We start from the raw sequence: 16906 nt of genomic DNA on the forward strand, positions 1-16906 counted from the left end.
CAGCCCCACGACCGGCAACAACGGCTCCAGCACCGACCACTGCCCATCCGAAAGATCCCCACGCCCCACACCTAGATCATCACGGCATGAAGCATGGCCAGGGACTCAGTTCCAAAACACGGCCTAGGTGCGATCCCCGACAACTCGCCTGCTCGGTAACCCAGTTGGCCTCGGGCCGACACCAGGGTCGACGTCATCCTCGGTGACGATCCGTGCCGTCCGGCCTGGATCGAGGATGTGCACATCGACACCGGCCACCCCTCTGGAGCCCCCATGCGCACACGTACCGTCTTAGGCCTGCGCGCCACCGCCCTCGCCGCCGCCCTGACCCTCGCCCTGGCGGCCGGCCCCCTCGCCGCACCCGCGCTCGCGGAGTCCGCACCGGCGACCGCGTACGTCGCGGGCCCCGACGCCAAGGCCCTGCGCGCCGCGATCACCGGACTCCCGAACGCGGACGCGACAGCCGCGCTCGTGCGGGTCGGCGGCAAGGGCCCCGACTGGCACGGCAGCGCGGGGGTACGCGACCTGGCGAGCGGCCGGGCTGCGGACCCGGACGGGCGGTTCCGGGCCGGGTCGACGACAAAGGTGGTGACGGCGGCGGTCGTGCTGCAGCTGGCGGCGGAGGGCGACGTGGACCTGGGCCGGCCGGTGCGGGAGTACCTGCCGGATCTGATCCCGGCCGCGTACGAGGGCGTGACCGTGCGCCAACTGCTCGACCACACCAGCGGAATCCCGGCCCCCGACCTCCCCGGCGACACCTTCGAGGAGGTGTACGCGCACCGCTTTGACCTACACACGGCCCGCGAGATGGTCGCCTCGGCCACGGCGAAGGAGCCCGAGTTCGCGCCGGGCACCGGGCAGCACTACCTCAACATCGGCTACACGGTCCTGGAGGTGCTGATAGAGCAGGTCACCGGGCAGTCGTACGAGCGGGAGGCGGCCCGGCGGATCTTCGGCCCGCTGGGGATGCGGGACACCTATCTCCCGGGCTCCGACCCGGAGATCAGGGGGCCGCACAACCACGGCTACCAGGCCGTGCCGCGCGCGGACGGGACGACGGAGCTGCGCGATGTCACGGTGTGGGGCACCACCGACACCGGAGCGGCGGGGTCGATGATCTCCACGACGGCGGATCTGGAGCGGCTGCTGACCGCCCTGTTCCGTGGCCGGGTCGTGCCCGAGCCGCAGCTGACGGAGATGTTCACCCTGCCCGCCGGTGTTCCCGGGGCCACGATGAGCGCGGGCCTCCAGCGGCATGTCACCGCCGACGGCACGGAGCTGTGGGGGAAGTCGGGCGGTCGCTGGGGCTACAACACGATAGTCGTCGGCACCCGCGATCTGTCCCGCACTCTCGTCTACTCGGTCAACTCGACCGATGCCAAGGGCTACGACATGAATCCCGTCGCCGGGCGCATCATCGAGGCCGCGTTCCGACGGTAAGCGGCAATTTGAAAAATCCGGGAAAGTGTGGGCACCGCGGACACGGCCACACTCGTCCCGTGCCCACACTCAAACAGAAAAGGCAAATCCATATCGACGCAGATCAGAGGGCTTGTTGCGGGGGTCGGAGCCGGAATGTCAAGCGCGAGAATGACCACATCAGGATTCCCCGATTTCACGGCTCCGACGGAATGGAGGAGGTGCTACGGTCTCACTCTCCATTCCCACGGACAGCGGGCCGTTTCCCCATCCGAAGCTATCGGGAATGCCGTCGCTCCACACTCCCTCTGGAGTTCTCGCATGCCTTCCGACAGTGCGACTGTCACCTCCTCCGTCCACAGCGGCACGGACACCGGCGGCCCCGGCGGCCGGCGTCATCTGGGGCTCGCCCTCGTCGTGATCGCCGCCGCCCAGCTGATGCTGATCCTCGACGCCACGATCACGAACATCGCCCTGCCCGCCATCCAGACCGAACTCGACGTGTCCGACGCGAACCTCGCCTGGATCGTCAACTCCTACGCCCTGGCCTTCGGCGGACTGCTCCTGCTCGGCGGCCGGGCCGGTGACCTCTACGGACGGCGGCGCGTCTTCCAGGCCGGGATCGCCGTCTTCACCCTGGCCTCCCTGCTCGGCGGACTCGCCCCGGACGAGGGCCTGTTGATCCTCGCCCGGGTCCTCCAGGGCGTCGGCGCGGCACTCGCGGCACCCAGCGCGCTGGCCCTGATCACCACCACGTTCCCGGCGGGCAGGGAACGCAACAAGGCGATGGGCGTCTACGCGGCCATGGCCGGCATCGGCGCCACCGTCGGCCTGCTGCTCGGCGGTGTGCTCACCGACACCCTGGACTGGCGCTGGGTGTTCTTCGTCAACATCCCCATCGGCGTGGCCGTCCTGGCGGGCACCCGGCTGCTCGTCGAGGCCGAACGTCACCCCGGGCGCCTGGACGTCCCCGGCGCGGTCACCGGCACCGGCGGGCTGATCTCCCTGGTCTACGGCATCACCCGAGGCGGCGAGCACGGCTGGACCAACGGCCTCACCCTGGCCTCCTTCGCGCTGGCCGTCGTACTGCTCGTGGTCTTCGTGCTCGGCCAGCGGCGCGCGGCCCACCCGATGATGCCGCTGCGCCTGTTCAAGGACCGCACCCGGTCCGGCAGTTACACCACGATGCTGTTCATCGGCGCGGGCATGATGGCCTTCTTCTACTTCCTCACCCTCTACATGCAGCTCATCCTGGGCTACAGCGCGGTCAGGACCGGCTTCGCCTATCTGCCCTTCAGCCTCGGGATGGGCATCGCGGCGGGCCTCAGCTCCAAGCTCGTCACGCATGTCGCACCGCGCGTCGTGGCCGGGCCCGGACTGCTGGTCGCCGGGGCGGGCATGGTCTGGTTCGCCGCGCTCACCCCGGACTCCTCGTTCACCGCCCATCTCATGCCCGCGATGTTCGTCACCGCCCTCGGCCTGGGCATGAGCTTCGTCCCGATGACGCTCGGCGCGATCCACGCCGTCGAGCACCACGAGACGGGCAGCGCCTCCGCCCTGCTCAACACCGCCCAGCAGATCGGCGGCGCACTCGGCCTCGCCGTCCTGTCGACCATCTCCACCACGGCCGCCAACGACCAGCTGCCCGAGGCGGCCACCACCCTCTACCGGGGCCTGGCCACCCAGGACCACACCCTGATCACCAAGGCGGGCGAGGCCCTGACCCATGGCTACACCGTGGCCTTCGCCGCCGCGTCGGTCATGTTCCTCGCGGCCCTGGTGATCACCGGGACCGCCCTCAACGCGAAGAAGCAGCAACACGTCGAGGGCGCGGCTCCGGTGCACATGGGCTGAGGCCTGCTCCGCTAGCCCGTTACTCCCTTACTCCTCTGCGCTCCGCTACTCCTCGACGGTGACCACGACTTCGGCGGGGTCGCAGTCGGGGGCGGTGGCGACGAGGTGGAGCTTGCCGGGGCCGGTCGGGCGCAGGACGGCGAGGGCGCGGCCCTCGTAGGTGCGGCGTTCGGTGGCGTCGAAGCGTTCCTCGGTGGCCGGGGCGGCGCTGCCGAAGCCGAGGAGGACGCCGGGGCCGGAGACCTCGACGGTGACCGGACGGTCGGCCGCCGGGTGGAGGGTGCCGTCCGGGTCCGTCAGGGTGAGGGTGACGTACACGAGGTCGCCGGTGTTCGCCGTGACGGCCGGACGGTCGGGCTCGGCGTGCAGCAGTACCGGGCCGGTCGCCGTGCGCAGGGTGTGGCGGCCGGTCTCGACGCCGGCGCGGTAGGCGACGGCGAGGAGTTCGCCGGGTTCGTACGAGGTGTCGAACTCGGCGCGGAAACTGTGGTCCTGGCCCACCGGGCGGCGCCCCAGGGAGCGTCCGTCGAGGAGGAGTTCGACCTCGTCGGCGTCGCCGTAGACCTCGATGGTGACCGGACGGCCCTCGAAGCCGGGCCAGGTCCAGGAGGCGATGCTGTCGCTCCAGGCCCAGGGGGTGCCGGCGTAGGTCTCGCCGTGGTGTTCGGGGCGGCGGACCGCGAGGTAGGGCTCGGTGCGCAGGCCGAAGACGATCTCGCGGTAGTAGGAGGCGGGGCGGCGGTGGCCGGTGATGTCGAGGTCGCCGCAGCCCGCGACCAGGTAGGGGTAGGGGGCGGTGTGCGCGGGGGCGGGTGCGCCCGGGGTGAGGTACTGGGGGCGGCCGATGCCGACCTCGCCGAGGTAGTCCCAGCCGGTCCAGGTGAAGTCGCCGATGACATGGCCGTGTTGCTTCACCAGCTGCCAGTTGCCGTCGATGCGGGTGGGGAAGGTCTCGGTGCCGAGGATGATCCGGCTGGGGAACAGGTCCTTGTCGAGGGCGTAGCGGGCCTCGGCGTAGTTCATGCCGGCGACGTCGAGGAGGGCGAAGGACTCGGCCGTCTTGCCGGTGACGAGGTCGGAGGCGTTGATCGCGTTCATCATGTCCCCGGTGTTGGCCATGAGGGTGTTGATGCCCTTCTCCGCGCCCTCGCCCTGACTCTCCCCCTCACCCTCACCTTCGCTCGCGTCCGCCGCCTTCTCGTGCCTCTGCCGCATCAGGGCGCCCAGTTCGGACATGGCGGCGAGAAGGCCGTTCACCGCGTTGGTGACGTAGCGCGTGCCGTCCAGCGCGCGGACCTTCTCCGCGAGCTTGCGCCCCCACGCCGCTCCGGAGGGTGAGCCGGTCTCGGGGATCTCGTTGCCGATGGAGTACATGATGACGCTGGGGTGGTTGAAGTCCTTGGCGACCATCGCCTCGATGTCCCGTTCCCACCACTCGGGGAAGTTCAGGCTGTAGTCGAACTCGCTCTTGCCGGACGTCCAGACGTCGAAGGCCTCGTCCACCACCAGCACACCGAGGCGGTCGCAGGCGTCCAACATCCCCTTGCTCATGGGGTTGTGGGACATCCGGATCGCGTTGAAGCCCGCGTCCTTGAGGAGTTGGACGCGGCGTTCCTCGGCGCGGGCGAAGGTGGCGGCTCCGAGGACGCCGTTGTCGTGGTGGACGCAGGCGCCGCGCAGCTTGACCGTCTCGCCGTTGATCCGCAGGCCGTGCACGGGATCGAGCCGCAGGGACCGTACGCCGAAGGTGACGGTCTCGGCGTCCACCTCGGCTTCGGCGTCCTTGAGGGCGACGGTGGCGGTGTAGAGGGCGGGCGAGTCCGGGCTCCACAGCGAGGGGCCCCGGACGTACAGGCGTTGGCGTGCGGTCGCGGGCTCGCCGGGCAGCACCGTGAGCTTCGAGGTGTCGGTCGCGACGGCGTTCCCGGCGGCGTCGCGGATCTCGGTGACGACCTCGACCGTGCGGATCGCGATCGAGTCGTTCTCGACCCGGGTCGCGACCTCGACCACCGCCCGCTCCCCGTCGATGTCCGGGGTGCTGACGCGGACGCCCTCGGGCGAGATCCGGACGACCTCGCCGACCAGCAGCCAGGTGTCGCGGTAGATGCCCGCGCCGGTGTACCAGCGCGAGTCGCGGTGGGCGCGGGCCTCGACGCGGATCTCGTTGTCCTCGCCGAAGCGCAGGAAACGGTCGGCGTCGACGCGGAACTGCGAGTAGCCGTAGGGGCGTTGGCCGGCGTAGTCGCCGTTGATGTAGACGAGGGCGTCGCGGTAGACGCCCTCGAACTCGACGAGGATCCGCTTGCCCCGGTGCTCCTCGGGGACGGCGAAGGTCTTGCGGTACTCGTACGCGCCGCCCGGGAAGTAGGCGCCGGCCCCGCCCTGCATCGTGACCTCGTCGCCGGGAGCCGTACGCTCCCGCTCGATCATCGCGTCGTGCGGGAGCGTCACCGGCCGGAAGGGGACGTTCGTGCCGGACATCTCGGCGAAGGGGTTGACCTTGGGGCGGGTCTGCCAGCCGTCGTTGAAGGACGTGCGGATCATGTTGTCTCCATGGGGCGCGGCTCGGGGCGACACACCGGTCCGGGGGAGGCCGAGGCGGTGCGGGTTTCGCGGTCGGTCGAAGTGGCGGGAACGGCGGGATCGAGGCCGGTACGGGCCTACGGCTCGCCGGGAACGACAGAGGATCCGGGCCCCGAACCCGCTCCCGAACCGCTCAGGTGTGCCCCCAGCCAGGCGCGGCTGCGCTCCAGCAGTTCCCGGGCGGGGCGGGTGTCGGGGGCCCAGGTCTCGAAGCCGTGGGGTGCGCCGGGGACCAGGTCGAAGGCGCACTCCACGCCCGCGTCGCGCAGGCGTTCGGCGTAGGTGCGGCACTCGTCGGCGAACAGGTCGATGTCGCCCACGCTGATCCAGGCGGGCGGCAGTCCGCGCAGGTCGGCACGCCGGGCGGCGACCGCGTAGTCGGGGGCGTGGGAGCCGCCGGGCTCGGTGCCGAGGTAGGCACGCCAGCCGCGCCGGTTGGCCGCGTTGCTCCACACCCGGTGCCGTACCGGGTCCAGTTCGCGGCGTGCGGCGGTGCGGTCGTCGGCCATCGGGGCGAACAGCCACTGCGCGACGGGCCGGGTGCCGCCGGCGTCGTACAGCCGCTGCACCAGACAGGCGGCCAGCCCCGCACCGGCGCTGCCGCCCCCGACGGCGACGCGGTCCCGGTCGATACCCAGAGCTTCCGCCGACCTCCCGAGCCACTCCCAGGCGGCGAAGGCGTCGTCGAGGGCGGCCGGGAAGGGGTGTTCGGGCGCGAGGCGGTAGTTCGTCGACACGACGACGATGCCGAGGGCCTGGGCTGTCGCGGAGCAGAAGACCTCGTCCTGGAGGGCGTCGCCGATGACGTAGCCACCGCCGTGCACCCACAGCAGTGCCGCCCCCGAACGGTCCCCGGCCGGGGTGTAGACGCGTATGCCCTGGCCCTCGTCGACGAGTTCGACGGTGACGCCCTTCACCGGATCGCCGGGGCTGTGCCGCCGGGCCAGGGCGCGCACCCCGCGCAGCACCCAGGCCAGGCGGAGGGGCAGGCGTGGGATCCGCGAGACGCTGCGGCGCAGTTCCGGGGCGACCGGGTCGAGCTTCATGGGCACTCCCCATTTGGTAAATCGTATTACCATGAGTTCGCGGTAGCCTAACCACCGATCCGGAGACCGCACAAGACCCGGGACCCCCTTCCCCAGCCCCTAGGAGCCAGCAGGTGAGCGAGTCCACGCGACGGTCCCCGCGCGTGACGGCCAAGGATGTCGCCCGGGTGAGCGGTGTCTCGCAGACGACGGTGAGCTTCGTCCTCAACGGCGCCGCCGGGCACGTATCGCAGGAGACACGGGAGCGGGTGCGGGAGGCGGCTCGCACGCTCGGCTATGTCCCCAACGGTTCGGCGCAGGCGTTGCGCAAGGGGGCGTCGCGGATCGTGCTGCTCAACGTCGAGGGCATCCCCACGGGCAGCGGCCTCGGCAGCTACATCCGCGGTCTGGACGCCGAACTCGCCGCGCACCAGCACGTACTCCTGGTGCTGCACGGCCATCTCTCCTCGCAGGCGCTCTCCGACGTGGCCCAGACCGTCTCCGCCCGGGCCGTGATCGATCTGGGCGACGCCGGTCAGGTGGACGCGGACGCGCTCGCCACCGGTGTCGAGGGCTCCCTCACCGCGTTCTCGGCCCAGGCCGACATCCCGGTCCAGTACCTCGTCGGGCAGGGCCACCGGCACATCGCGACCGTCCTGCCGGACACGCCCGAACTCCAGTCCCTCGCCGGTCTGCGCGAACGGCTCATGCGGCAGGCGGCGCGCACCGCGGGCCTGCCCGGCTGCCCGACGCTCGTCGTCCCCGGTGACCACGAGGCAGCCGGGGAACGCCTACGGGCCTTCCGCGCCGAACACCCCGAGGTGACCGCCCTCGCCGCCTACAACGACGACGTCGCGCTCGTGACGCTCGCCGCGATGCGCGGCCTCGGCCTCCGGGCGCCGGAGGACCTGGCCGTCATCGGCTTCGACGACACCCCGTACGGCGCCCTCTTCTCCCCGGCGCTGACGACCGTACGCCTGGACGCGGAGGCCCTGGGCCGCGTCGCCGCACGCGACGCACTGGGCCTGCCGACAGCCGCTTCCGCCCCGGAACCGGCCCGGGTGATCGTCCGCCAGTCCGGCTAGCGGGCGGTACGGGTACTGCTTGACGGTCGCGGGCCGCTTGAGGATCTCCATGGTGGTGCCTGCTCCAGGACGACCACCGCGACGACCGACCGGACACCACGACCGTCAGCGGTGAACAGAACGCGCAACGCACGGTGAAGCCGCCCGACACCCGACTCCTACAACCCCACGATCACATTCCACCGCTTGGCGAACCCCACCCGCTCCTCCCCGGTGATGTCCCGGGCGATCACGAGCCGCTTGCGCATCTCGGCGTCGGGGAAGATCAGCGGGTCCTCGGCGAGGGCGGCGGTGTCCTCGCCGTTGGAGGAGGCCAGCACGTCCTGCGCGGCGGGTACCGGGCAGACGTAGTTGACCCACGCGGCCAGTTCGGCGGCGACCTCGGGCTGGTAGTAGTAGTCGATCAGCGCCTCGGCGTTCGCCTTGTGCCGCGCCAGGTTCGGGATCATCAGCGACTCCGCCCACAGCTCGGCGCCCTCCTCGGGGACGACGAAGCGGATGTCCGGGTCGTCCGCCTGGAGCTGGATCACATCGCCGGAGTACGCCTGGCAGGCCAGTACGTCACCGCTGGCCAGGTCCTTGATGTAGTCGTTGCCGGTGAAGCGCCGGATGTGCCCGCTGCGCACCCGCGCCGCGACCTGCTCGCACACCAGCTCGAAGTCTGCCGCCGTCCACCGGGTGATGTCGACGCCGTTGCCCTGCATGAGCAGCGCGAACGCCTCGTCCAGCCCGGAGAGCAGGGTGACGCGCCCCTTGAGGTCGTCCGCCCACAGGTCGGAGACGTGCCGTATCTCCCGGCCGACCCGGCGGCGGTTGTACGCGATACCGGTGATCCCCGACTGCCACGGCACCGTGAACCGCCGCCCGGGGTCGAAGGCGGGCGAACGGAGCTGCGGGTCCAGGTACTCGGCGACGTTCGGCTGCCGGGTCCGGTCCATCTCCTGGACCCAGCCCAGCCGGACGAACCGCGCGCACATCCAGTCGCTGATGACGACGAGATCGCGTCCGGTGCTCTGGTGGTTCATCAGCGCCGGGCTGATCTTCCCGAAGAACTCGTCGTTGTCGTTGATCTCCTCGACGTAGTCGACGGCGATCCCGGTCCGCTTCTCGAACCCCTCCAGCGTGGGCCGCCGGGTCGTGTCCTCGTCGTCGGTGTCGATGTAGAGGGGCCAGTTCGCCCAGGTCAGCCGCTTCTCACTGGCGGACAGATCGACCCCGGCCCGCTCCCCCGGCGCCACATAGGCGGCGGGCACCCCGCACCCGGCGAGCGCCCCGAGCGCGGCTCCCCCGCCCAGCGCGCGCAACAGGGACCGCCGGGCGAGGGGCGCGGACGTACTCCTCACTGCCATGCACCGTTCCACCGGGTCGCGGGGCGCTACGCGTCCAGCGACGTCATCACGTGCTTGATCCGCGTGTAGTCCTCGAAGCCGTAGCCGGACAGGTCCTTGCCGTAGCCGGACTTCTTGAAGCCGCCGTGCGGCATCTCCGCGACCAGCGGGATGTGGGTGTTGATCCAGACGCAGCCGAAGTCCAAGACCTTGGACATCCGCATCGCGCGCGAGTGGTCCTTCGTCCACACGGACGACGCGAGCGCGTAGTCCACGCCGTTGGCCCACTCCACGGCCTGCTTCTCGTCCGCGAAGGACTGGACGGTGATGACCGGCCCGAAGACCTCGTTCTGGATGATCTCGTCGTCCTGCTTCAGCCCGGACACGACGGTCGGGGCGTAGAAGTACCCCTTCTCACCGACCCGGTGACCGCCCGCCTCGACCTTGGCGTGCGCGGGCAGCCGCTCGATGAACCCGGAGACCTGCTTCAGCTGGTTCGGGTTGTTCAGCGGCCCGTACAGCACGTCCTCGTCGTCCGGCTGCCCGGTCTTCGTCTCGGCGGCGGCCTTGGCGAGCGCGGCGACGAACTCGTCGTGGATGGACTCCTGTACGAGGACGCGTGTCGCCGCCGTACAGTCCTGACCCGCGTTGAAGAAGCCCGCGACGGAGATGTCCTCGACGGCCTTGGCGATGTCGGTGTCCTCGAACACGACGACCGGCGCCTTGCCGCCCAGCTCCAGGTGGACGCGCTTGAGGTCCTTCGACGCGGACTCGGCCACCGACATGCCCGCGCGCACCGAACCGGTGATCGACGCCATCGCGGGGGTGGGGTGCTCGACCATCAGCCGGCCCGTGTCACGGTCGCCGGTGACGACGTTGAAGACGCCCTTGGGGAGGATCGAGCCGATGATCTCGGCGATCAGGACGGTGGAGGCGGGGGTGGTGTCCGAGGGCTTGAGGACGACCGTGTTGCCCGCGGCCAGCGCCGGCGCGAACTTCCACACGGCCATCATCATCGGGTAGTTCCACGGTGCGACCTGCGCACAGACACCGATGGGCTCGCGCCGGATGATGGAGGTCATGCCCTCCATGTACTCGCCGGCCGACCGCCCCTCCAGCATCCGCGCGGCACCCGCGAAGAACCGGATCTGATCCACCATCGGCGGGATCTCCTCCGACCGGGTCAGCCCGATCGGCTTGCCCGTGTTCTCCACCTCGGCCGCGATCAGATCCTCGGCACGCTCCTCGAACGCGTCCGCGATCTTCAGCAGGGCCCGCTGCCGCTCGGCGGGCGTCGCGTCCCGCCACGCGGGGAACGCGGCGGCGGCGGCCGTCATCGCGGCGTCGACGTCGGCCGCCCCGGACAGCGGCGCGGTCGCGTACGCCTCGCCCGTCACGGGGTTGACCACCTCGGTGGTCCGCCCGTCGGCGGCGTCCCGGAACTCACCATCGATGTAGTTGCGCAGACGACGCAGCTCGGTGCTCACTGCCGGCCCTCCAGGTTCAGATGTCCATTGGCTGAGACACCCACCCTATTCCGCGATCCCACGTTTTCAACACCCCCGATCCCCCGAAGGCTGCGAAATCCGCAAGTCAGGCATCCATGAACAACGGATTTCATCGATCGAGCCTTGCGAAACCGCCGACTCCTCGTGCACAGTGAGCGCGTGGCCAGTCGAAGCGCAGAGCACAAGGACGCCCGTGAGCACAGGAACGGCGGGCCTCAGCTGGACGCCGTCTCCCTCGCCATCGTCGAACAGCTCCAGGAGGACGGCCGGCGGCCGTACGCCGCGATCGGCAAGGCCGTCGGCCTGTCGGAGGCGGCCGTGCGCCAGCGCGTCCAGAAGCTGCTCGACCAGGGCGTGATGCAGATCGTCGCCGTCACGGACCCGCTCACCGTGGGTTTCCGCAGGCAGGCGATGGTCGGCATCAACGTCGAGGGGGACACGGAGTCGGTGGCGGACGCGCTGACGGCCATGTCGGAAGTCGAGTACGTGGTGATGACGGCGGGCTCGTTCGACCTCCTCGCGGAGATCGTCTGCGAGGACGACGACCACCTGCTGGAAGTCATCAACAAACGCATACGGGCCCTGCCCGGCGTGCGCTCCACCGAGAGCTTCGTCTACCTCAAGCTCAAGAAGCAGACCTACATGTGGGGAACCCGATAACCGTGACCACCGAGTCGACCGACACTCCCAAGGACCTCAGCCGCACCGCGTACGACCACCTGTGGATGCACTTCACCCGTATGTCCTCGTACGAGAACGCCCCCGTCCCGACGATCGTCCGCGGCGAGGGCACGTACATCTACGACGACAAGGGCCGCCGCTATCTCGACGGTCTGGCGGGACTGTTCGTGGTCCAGGCCGGCCACGGCCGCGTCGAGCTCGCCGAGGCCGCCTTCAAGCAGGCCCAGGAGCTGGCCTTCTTCCCGGTGTGGTCGTACGCCCACCCCAAGGCGGTGGAGCTGGCGGAGCGCCTGGCGGACCACGCTCCCGGCGACCTCAACAAGGTCTTCTTCACCACGGGCGGCGGTGAGGCCGTCGAGACCGCCTGGAAGCTCGCCAAGCAGTACTTCAAGCTGACCGGCAAGCCCACCAAGTACAAGGTCATCTCGCGCGCGGTCGCCTACCACGGCACCCCGCAGGGCGCCCTGTCCATCACCGGACTGCCCGCCCTGAAGGCCCCCTTCGAGCCCCTGGTCCCCGGCGCCCACAAGGTCCCGAACACCAACATCTACCGCGCCCCGCTCTTCGGCGACGACCCGGAGGCGTACGGCCGCTGGGCCGCCGACCAGATCGAGCAGGAGATCCTCTTCGAGGGTCCCGACACGGTCGCCGCGGTCTTCCTGGAGCCGGTCCAGAACGCGGGCGGCTGCTTCCCGCCCCCGCCGGGCTACTTCCAGCGGGTCCGCGAGATCTGCGACCGCCACGACGTCCTGCTCGTCTCTGACGAGGTCATCTGCGCCTTCGGCCGCCTCGGCACGATGTTCGCCTGCGACAAGTTCGACTACGTCCCGGACATGATCACCTGCGCCAAGGGCATGACCTCGGGCTACTCCCCCATCGGCGCCTGCATCATCAGCGACCGCCTCGCGGAGCCCTTCTACAAGGGCGAGAACACCTTCCTGCACGGCTACACCTTCGGCGGCCACCCGGTCTCGGCTGCGGTGGGCCTGGCCAACCTCGACCTGTTCGAGCGCGAGGGCCTCAACCAGCACGTCCTGGACAACGAGGGCGCGTTCCGCTCGACCCTGGAGAAGCTGTACGACCTGCCGATCGTCGGCGACGTCCGCGGCAACGGCTTCTTCTACGGCATCGAACTGGTCAAGGACAAGGCGACCAAGGAGTCCTTCGACGCGGAGGAGACCGAGCGCGTCCTCTACGGCTTCCTCTCCAAGGCCCTCTTCGAGAACGGCCTGTACTGCCGCGCAGACGACCGCGGCGACCCGGTCGTCCAGCTCGCCCCGCCGCTGATCTCCAACCAGGAGACCTTCGACGAGATCGAACAGATCCTGCGCGCGACCCTGACGGAGGCCTGGACCAAGCTGTAGCCGCCGGCGGTTCAGCCGCTGGACAACGGCCCGGAGTTGCACCCATACAAGTGAGAAGGGTGCACCCCGGGCCGCGTGCTGTCCGCGGTGCGCACCCGGGATCCTTAGCGTGCCTGGTAACCGATCGGCCCTGCTCTCGTTCCCCCGCACGGGGGACTGCAAGGCACAACGGACCAGAACGAGGTGTACGCGATGGTGGCCCCGCCGGACAACGACGTGCTCTGGGCACGCGCCCTGCACTTCCAGCACAACGACGGCTCGCCCGCGCTGAGCGGTGTCTCGCTCGGCGTCCGCGAGGGCGAGATCCTCGCCGTCAGCGGCCCGCGCGGCAGCGGCAAGACGACCCTGCTGCGCTGTCTGTCGGGCCTGGTACGACCCCAGCGCGGCGAGGTCTGGTTCAACAGCGTGCCCGTGCACACGATGGGCCCGCTCACCCGCGAACGGCTGCGCCGCGACCGGTTCGGCTGGATCGACCCGGCCCCCGTCCTCGTACCCGAACTGAACGTCTGGGAGAACGCGGCCCTGCCCCTGATGCTGCGCGGCACCAGCCGCCGGCGCGCCAAGACGGCGGCCATGGAGTGGCTGGAACGCCTGGACATCGGCGACCGCGCCCGCAGACACCCGCACGAACTGCGCCAGTCCGAACGCCAGCGCGTCTCGATCGCGCGGGCACTGGCCCCGGCCCCCACGATCCTCTTCGCGGACGAACCGACGGCTCCCCTGTACCGGGCGGACCGCGCGCACGTCCTGCGGACCCTGACGACAGCGGCCCGCTCGCACGGCATCACGGTGATCCTGGCGACACACGACGCGGCGACGGCATCGCTCGCGGACCGCACGGTGTCCCTCCTGGACGGACGGGGCGTGAACACGGTGCATCTGCCACCGGTGCCGGAGAAGGAGACCGAGGCAGCGGCAGAGACAGCGGCCGACGAGGGTGCCGAGGCCGACGCCGGTGCCGGAACCGATGCGGAAGGCCGGGCCGCGTGCTCGCTCTCCGTCTAGCCCGCGGGTCGCACCCGGGCGTCCAGTTCCGCCGTCTGCTGGTCGCGACGGCCACGGCGGCCACGGGTTTCCTCCTCCTGGGCACGCTGGGCCACGCCCTCGCCCACCAGGACACCGCCGGGGGTTCGGCCCTGCGGCTGGCCTGGTGCCTGGCCCCCATGGCGGCCACGGTCTACTTCGCGGTGGCGGTGGCCCGTACCGACCCCGGCACGAGACCCCGCCCCGGCCTGTCGGCGATCGGCCTGGGCCCGGCCCGCCTGATGGCCGTCTCGGCGGCGACGACGGCCCTGTCCTGCCTGCTGGGTTCGATGCTGGCCCTTCTCTTCTTCCTCCACCTGCGCGGCGACCTGACGGGCATGCCCTTCGACGGCGACGCGGCGGACTTCCTGGCCGCCGACCACCCCCTCCCCCTCCCGGCGGCCCTGACCCTGCTGACCCTGGTACCGGCGGCGGCATCCCTGTCGGTCGCCCTGACGCTGCGCCCACGGGACCCCCGCCCGACTCCGGGCAACCGCCCACGTCTACGCCCGTACAACGCCTCCGGCCGCCGGGCCGCCCAGACCGCGGACACCAGTGCCTCGATCGACGCCCCGGCCACCACCCCGGGCTACGCGGAAACTCCGGCCCAGGAGCCCGCCCCCTCACCACCCACCGACCCGAACCCCCTCCCCGCCCCCAACCCCACCCCCCGGGACCTCCCCTGGGGCATCGCGGTCCTGGCGGCCGGCCTCGCCGTCGAGGCATACGCCGGCCGCGACCCGCACACCCCCGGCCTCACCATCCCCGGCGGAGCCACCGGCAGCCCTGCGGCCGTCCTCGCCGGCTGGACCCTCACCGCCCTGGGCCTCGCCCTCGCCGGCCCCGGCCTCACCCACCTCTGCGGACGCCTCCTCCAGGCCGTCCGCCCCGGCGCCCTCCGTCTCCTCGCCGGCCGCGTCCTCATGGCGGAGGCGACCCGCATCGGCCGCCCCCTCGGCGTCGTGTGCGCGGTGGCATCCGGCGCGTACGCCATGGTCACGCTGTACGACGCCGACGACCCGTCCCTCGGCCCGCTCACCGCCCTGGGCGCCCTGGTCGTGGCGGGCTGCACGATCGCCACGCTCCTCACCGCCGCCGTCGAGGCGAGAGCGGCCCGCGCGGACACCACCGCCGCGCTGCTGCGCCTGGGCGCCCCGGCCACGACCCTGCGCACCGCGGCAGCCCTGCGCGCGACCGCCCTGCTGGCCCTGTTCGTCCCGCTGACCTTCCTGATCGCGGAACTGGCGGCGCTCCCCCTGACCGCGTGACCCGTACGCGTACCCGCATCTGTATCCGTAGCGAGACCCGGCGGCAGACTCGTACGAAAAAAATCTCGCACCCACCGATGAGTTACGCCCGACCCCCGGGTCTACCCCTCCGAACAACACACATCCGAAAGTCCGATTGGGAGAGACTCCGATGACCTCGCCGACCTACCAGCAGATGATCTTCGTGAACCTGCCCGTGAGCGACCTCGCCGCGTCGAAGAAGTTCTTCACGGAGCTGGGCTACACGATCAACCCGCAGTTCAGCGACGACAACGCCGCGTCGATCGTGATCAGCGACAGCATCGTCGCGATGCTGCTCACCAAGGCGTTCTACGCGACCTTCACCTCGAAGGAGATCGCGGACGCGACGAAGACCAGCGAGGTGCTGATCGCGCTGAGCGCCGAGACCCGCGAGAAGGTCGACGAGCTGGTCGACAAGGCGCTCGCCGCCGGCGGCTCGCCGACCGGCCAGACACAGGACCTCGGTTTCATGTACGGCCGCTCGTTCGACGACCTCGACGGCCACACCTGGGAGGTCGTGTGGATGGACCCGGCGGCCGTCCAGGGTTAGGACGAACCCCCGACACGGACCGTGCTTACATGGGCGGGTGCAGACGAGCCCCGCCCATGCGGCCCACCACGACGACCGTGAGATCGAGACGCTGGCGGAGTTCGACGCCGTCGTCTCCGCGCGCGGCACCCTCGCCGGATTCCGTGTCCAGGCCGTCGACCTGACGGACCGTACGAAGGAACTGCTGACCAGCGACACCGCGGGCACCGTCTTCCTCGGCTGCGCGATGCGGGAGAACGCGGCGGCGAAGGTCCGCGCGGCGGGCGCCCTGGTCTTCCCGCCCGTACCGGACCTGCCGTTCGACCCGTACCGAGGCCATCTCTACACCCCGGACGACCTGTTCGCCGGTCTCGACAAGGGCTACGAACACACCCCCGACGCCCTGGCATACGCCTGGTTCCAGCGCACCAAGGCCGACGGCGACATCTACGCCTCGACGCTCCGCTCCGTCCACGACGACTCCGTCTCCGACGCCCTCGACGAACTCCTGCGCGGCACGCAGGTGGTGGGGGTGATGGGCGGGCACGCGATGGCACGCGGGACCGAGGCGTACGCCGGTGCCGCGCGCCTGGGGCGTGAGCTGACCCGTGCCGGGTTCACCGTCGCCACGGGAGGCGGCCCGGGCGCGATGGAGGCGGCGAACCTCGGCGCGTACACGGCGCCGTTCGAGGACGGCGCGCTCGACGAGGCGTGCGAACTCCTCGCGGCGGCGCCCTCGTTCACGCCCTCGATCACCGAGTGGGCGCGCGCCGCGTTCGAGGTCCGCTCGCGATGGCCCGGGGGCGGCGGTTCGGTCGGCATCCCGACCTGGTTCTACGGGCACGAGCCGCCGAACGCCTTCGCCTCGCACATCGCCAAGTACTTCGCCAACGCCACCCGCGAGGACGGCCTGCTGGCCCGCTCGAACGCGGGGGTCGTCTTTCTGCCGGGCGCCGCCGGGACCGTACAGGAGATCTTCGACAACGCGACCCCGAACTACTACGAGTCGCGCGGCGAGCCCACGCCCATGGTGCTCGTGGACCGCGCGCACTGGACCGAACGGCTGCCCGCCTGGCCGCTGCTGCGGGCGCTCGCGCGGGAGCGGGCGATGGAGGACCGGATCGCCCTGGTCGACCGGATCGAGGAGGCCCCGGAGGCCTTGAAACGTCTCGCTGGTTAACGGCTAGGCAAAACCAATGCCTGGAGCCTGCATATAGA

General features: G+C 70.8%; 13 protein-coding genes. 9 read left to right on the forward strand and 4 right to left on the reverse strand.

Annotation, left to right across the window (positions count from 1 at the left end; genetic code table 11):
• Positions 1-273 precede the first annotated feature (273 nt).
• Together CW359_RS32075 and CW359_RS32080 are read left to right on the forward strand one after the other, a co-directional pair.
• Positions 274-1440 carry a serine hydrolase domain-containing protein gene (locus tag CW359_RS32075; RefSeq protein ID WP_105973708.1) on the forward strand — a complete coding sequence of 389 codons (1167 nt, stop codon included), beginning with the start codon at positions 274-276 and terminating at the stop codon, positions 1438-1440.
• A 300-nt stretch (positions 1441-1740) separates the two neighbouring features.
• Entirely contained in the window at positions 1741-3273 is a 1533-nt protein-coding gene (locus tag CW359_RS32080; RefSeq protein ID WP_105973709.1) for an MFS transporter, read from the forward strand.
• 45 nt (positions 3274-3318) lie between these two features.
• On the opposite strand, the gene CW359_RS32085 is transcribed toward CW359_RS32080, so the two are convergent.
• Together CW359_RS32085 and CW359_RS32090 are read right to left on the reverse strand one after the other, a co-directional pair.
• Positions 3319-5817: a glycoside hydrolase family 2 TIM barrel-domain containing protein gene (locus CW359_RS32085; RefSeq protein ID WP_105973710.1), complete on the reverse strand. Its 2499-nt coding sequence runs from the start codon at positions 5815-5817 to the stop codon at positions 3319-3321.
• Positions 5818-5933: 116 nt separating this feature from the next.
• On the reverse strand, positions 5934-6902 hold the full coding sequence (locus tag CW359_RS32090) for an alpha/beta hydrolase (protein WP_105973711.1): 969 nt from the start codon (positions 6900-6902) through the stop codon (positions 5934-5936).
• Positions 6903-7015: 113 nt separating this feature from the next.
• Here CW359_RS32090 and CW359_RS32095 point away from each other — a divergent pair, with 113 nt between their 5' ends.
• Complete coding sequence (locus tag CW359_RS32095; RefSeq protein ID WP_105973712.1) at positions 7016-7966, forward strand: LacI family DNA-binding transcriptional regulator; 951 nt, start codon at positions 7016-7018, stop codon at positions 7964-7966.
• 158 nt (positions 7967-8124) lie between these two features.
• On the opposite strand, the gene CW359_RS32100 is transcribed toward CW359_RS32095, so the two are convergent.
• Together CW359_RS32100 and CW359_RS32105 are read right to left on the reverse strand one after the other, a co-directional pair.
• A complete protein-coding gene (locus CW359_RS32100) occupies positions 8125-9315 on the reverse strand; it encodes a polyamine ABC transporter substrate-binding protein (RefSeq protein WP_105973713.1) in 1191 nt (396 codons plus the stop codon).
• A gap of 26 nt (positions 9316-9341) precedes the next feature.
• Complete coding sequence (locus CW359_RS32105) at positions 9342-10781, reverse strand: gamma-aminobutyraldehyde dehydrogenase (RefSeq protein WP_105973714.1); 1440 nt, start codon at positions 10779-10781, stop codon at positions 9342-9344.
• A 165-nt stretch (positions 10782-10946) separates the two neighbouring features.
• On the opposite strand from CW359_RS32105, the gene CW359_RS32110 reads away from it, so the two are divergent.
• The 6 genes from CW359_RS32110 (at position 10947) to CW359_RS32135 (ending at position 16868) form a co-directional block, all read left to right on the forward strand.
• Positions 10947-11462: an Lrp/AsnC family transcriptional regulator gene (locus tag CW359_RS32110; protein ID WP_105973715.1), complete on the forward strand. Its 516-nt coding sequence runs from the start codon at positions 10947-10949 to the stop codon at positions 11460-11462.
• Positions 11447-12847 carry an aspartate aminotransferase family protein gene (locus CW359_RS32115; protein ID WP_105973716.1) on the forward strand — a complete coding sequence of 467 codons (1401 nt, stop codon included), beginning with the start codon at positions 11447-11449 and terminating at the stop codon, positions 12845-12847. The genes CW359_RS32110 and CW359_RS32115 overlap by 16 nt, the downstream gene beginning before the upstream one ends.
• Before the next feature lie 192 nt (positions 12848-13039).
• On the forward strand, positions 13040-13852 hold the full coding sequence (locus CW359_RS32120; RefSeq protein ID WP_105973717.1) for an ABC transporter ATP-binding protein: 813 nt from the start codon (positions 13040-13042) through the stop codon (positions 13850-13852).
• Positions 13834-15138: a hypothetical protein gene (locus tag CW359_RS32125; protein ID WP_105973718.1), complete on the forward strand. Its 1305-nt coding sequence runs from the start codon at positions 13834-13836 to the stop codon at positions 15136-15138. Before CW359_RS32120 ends, CW359_RS32125 begins: the two co-directional genes overlap by 19 nt.
• 151 nt (positions 15139-15289) lie before the next feature.
• Positions 15290-15709 carry a VOC family protein gene (locus CW359_RS32130; RefSeq protein WP_105973719.1) on the forward strand — a complete coding sequence of 140 codons (420 nt, stop codon included), beginning with the start codon at positions 15290-15292 and terminating at the stop codon, positions 15707-15709.
• A 37-nt stretch (positions 15710-15746) separates the two neighbouring features.
• Positions 15747-16868 (forward strand): LOG family protein, encoded by a 1122-nt coding sequence (locus tag CW359_RS32135; RefSeq protein WP_105973720.1) that lies wholly within the window; start codon positions 15747-15749, stop codon positions 16866-16868.
• The last annotated feature ends 38 nt before the right edge of the window (positions 16869-16906 follow it).

Origin of the sequence: Streptomyces geranii (assembly GCF_002954775.1) — a bacterium.
GTDB classification, from domain to species: Bacteria; Actinomycetota; Actinomycetes; order Streptomycetales; family Streptomycetaceae; genus Streptomyces; species Streptomyces geranii.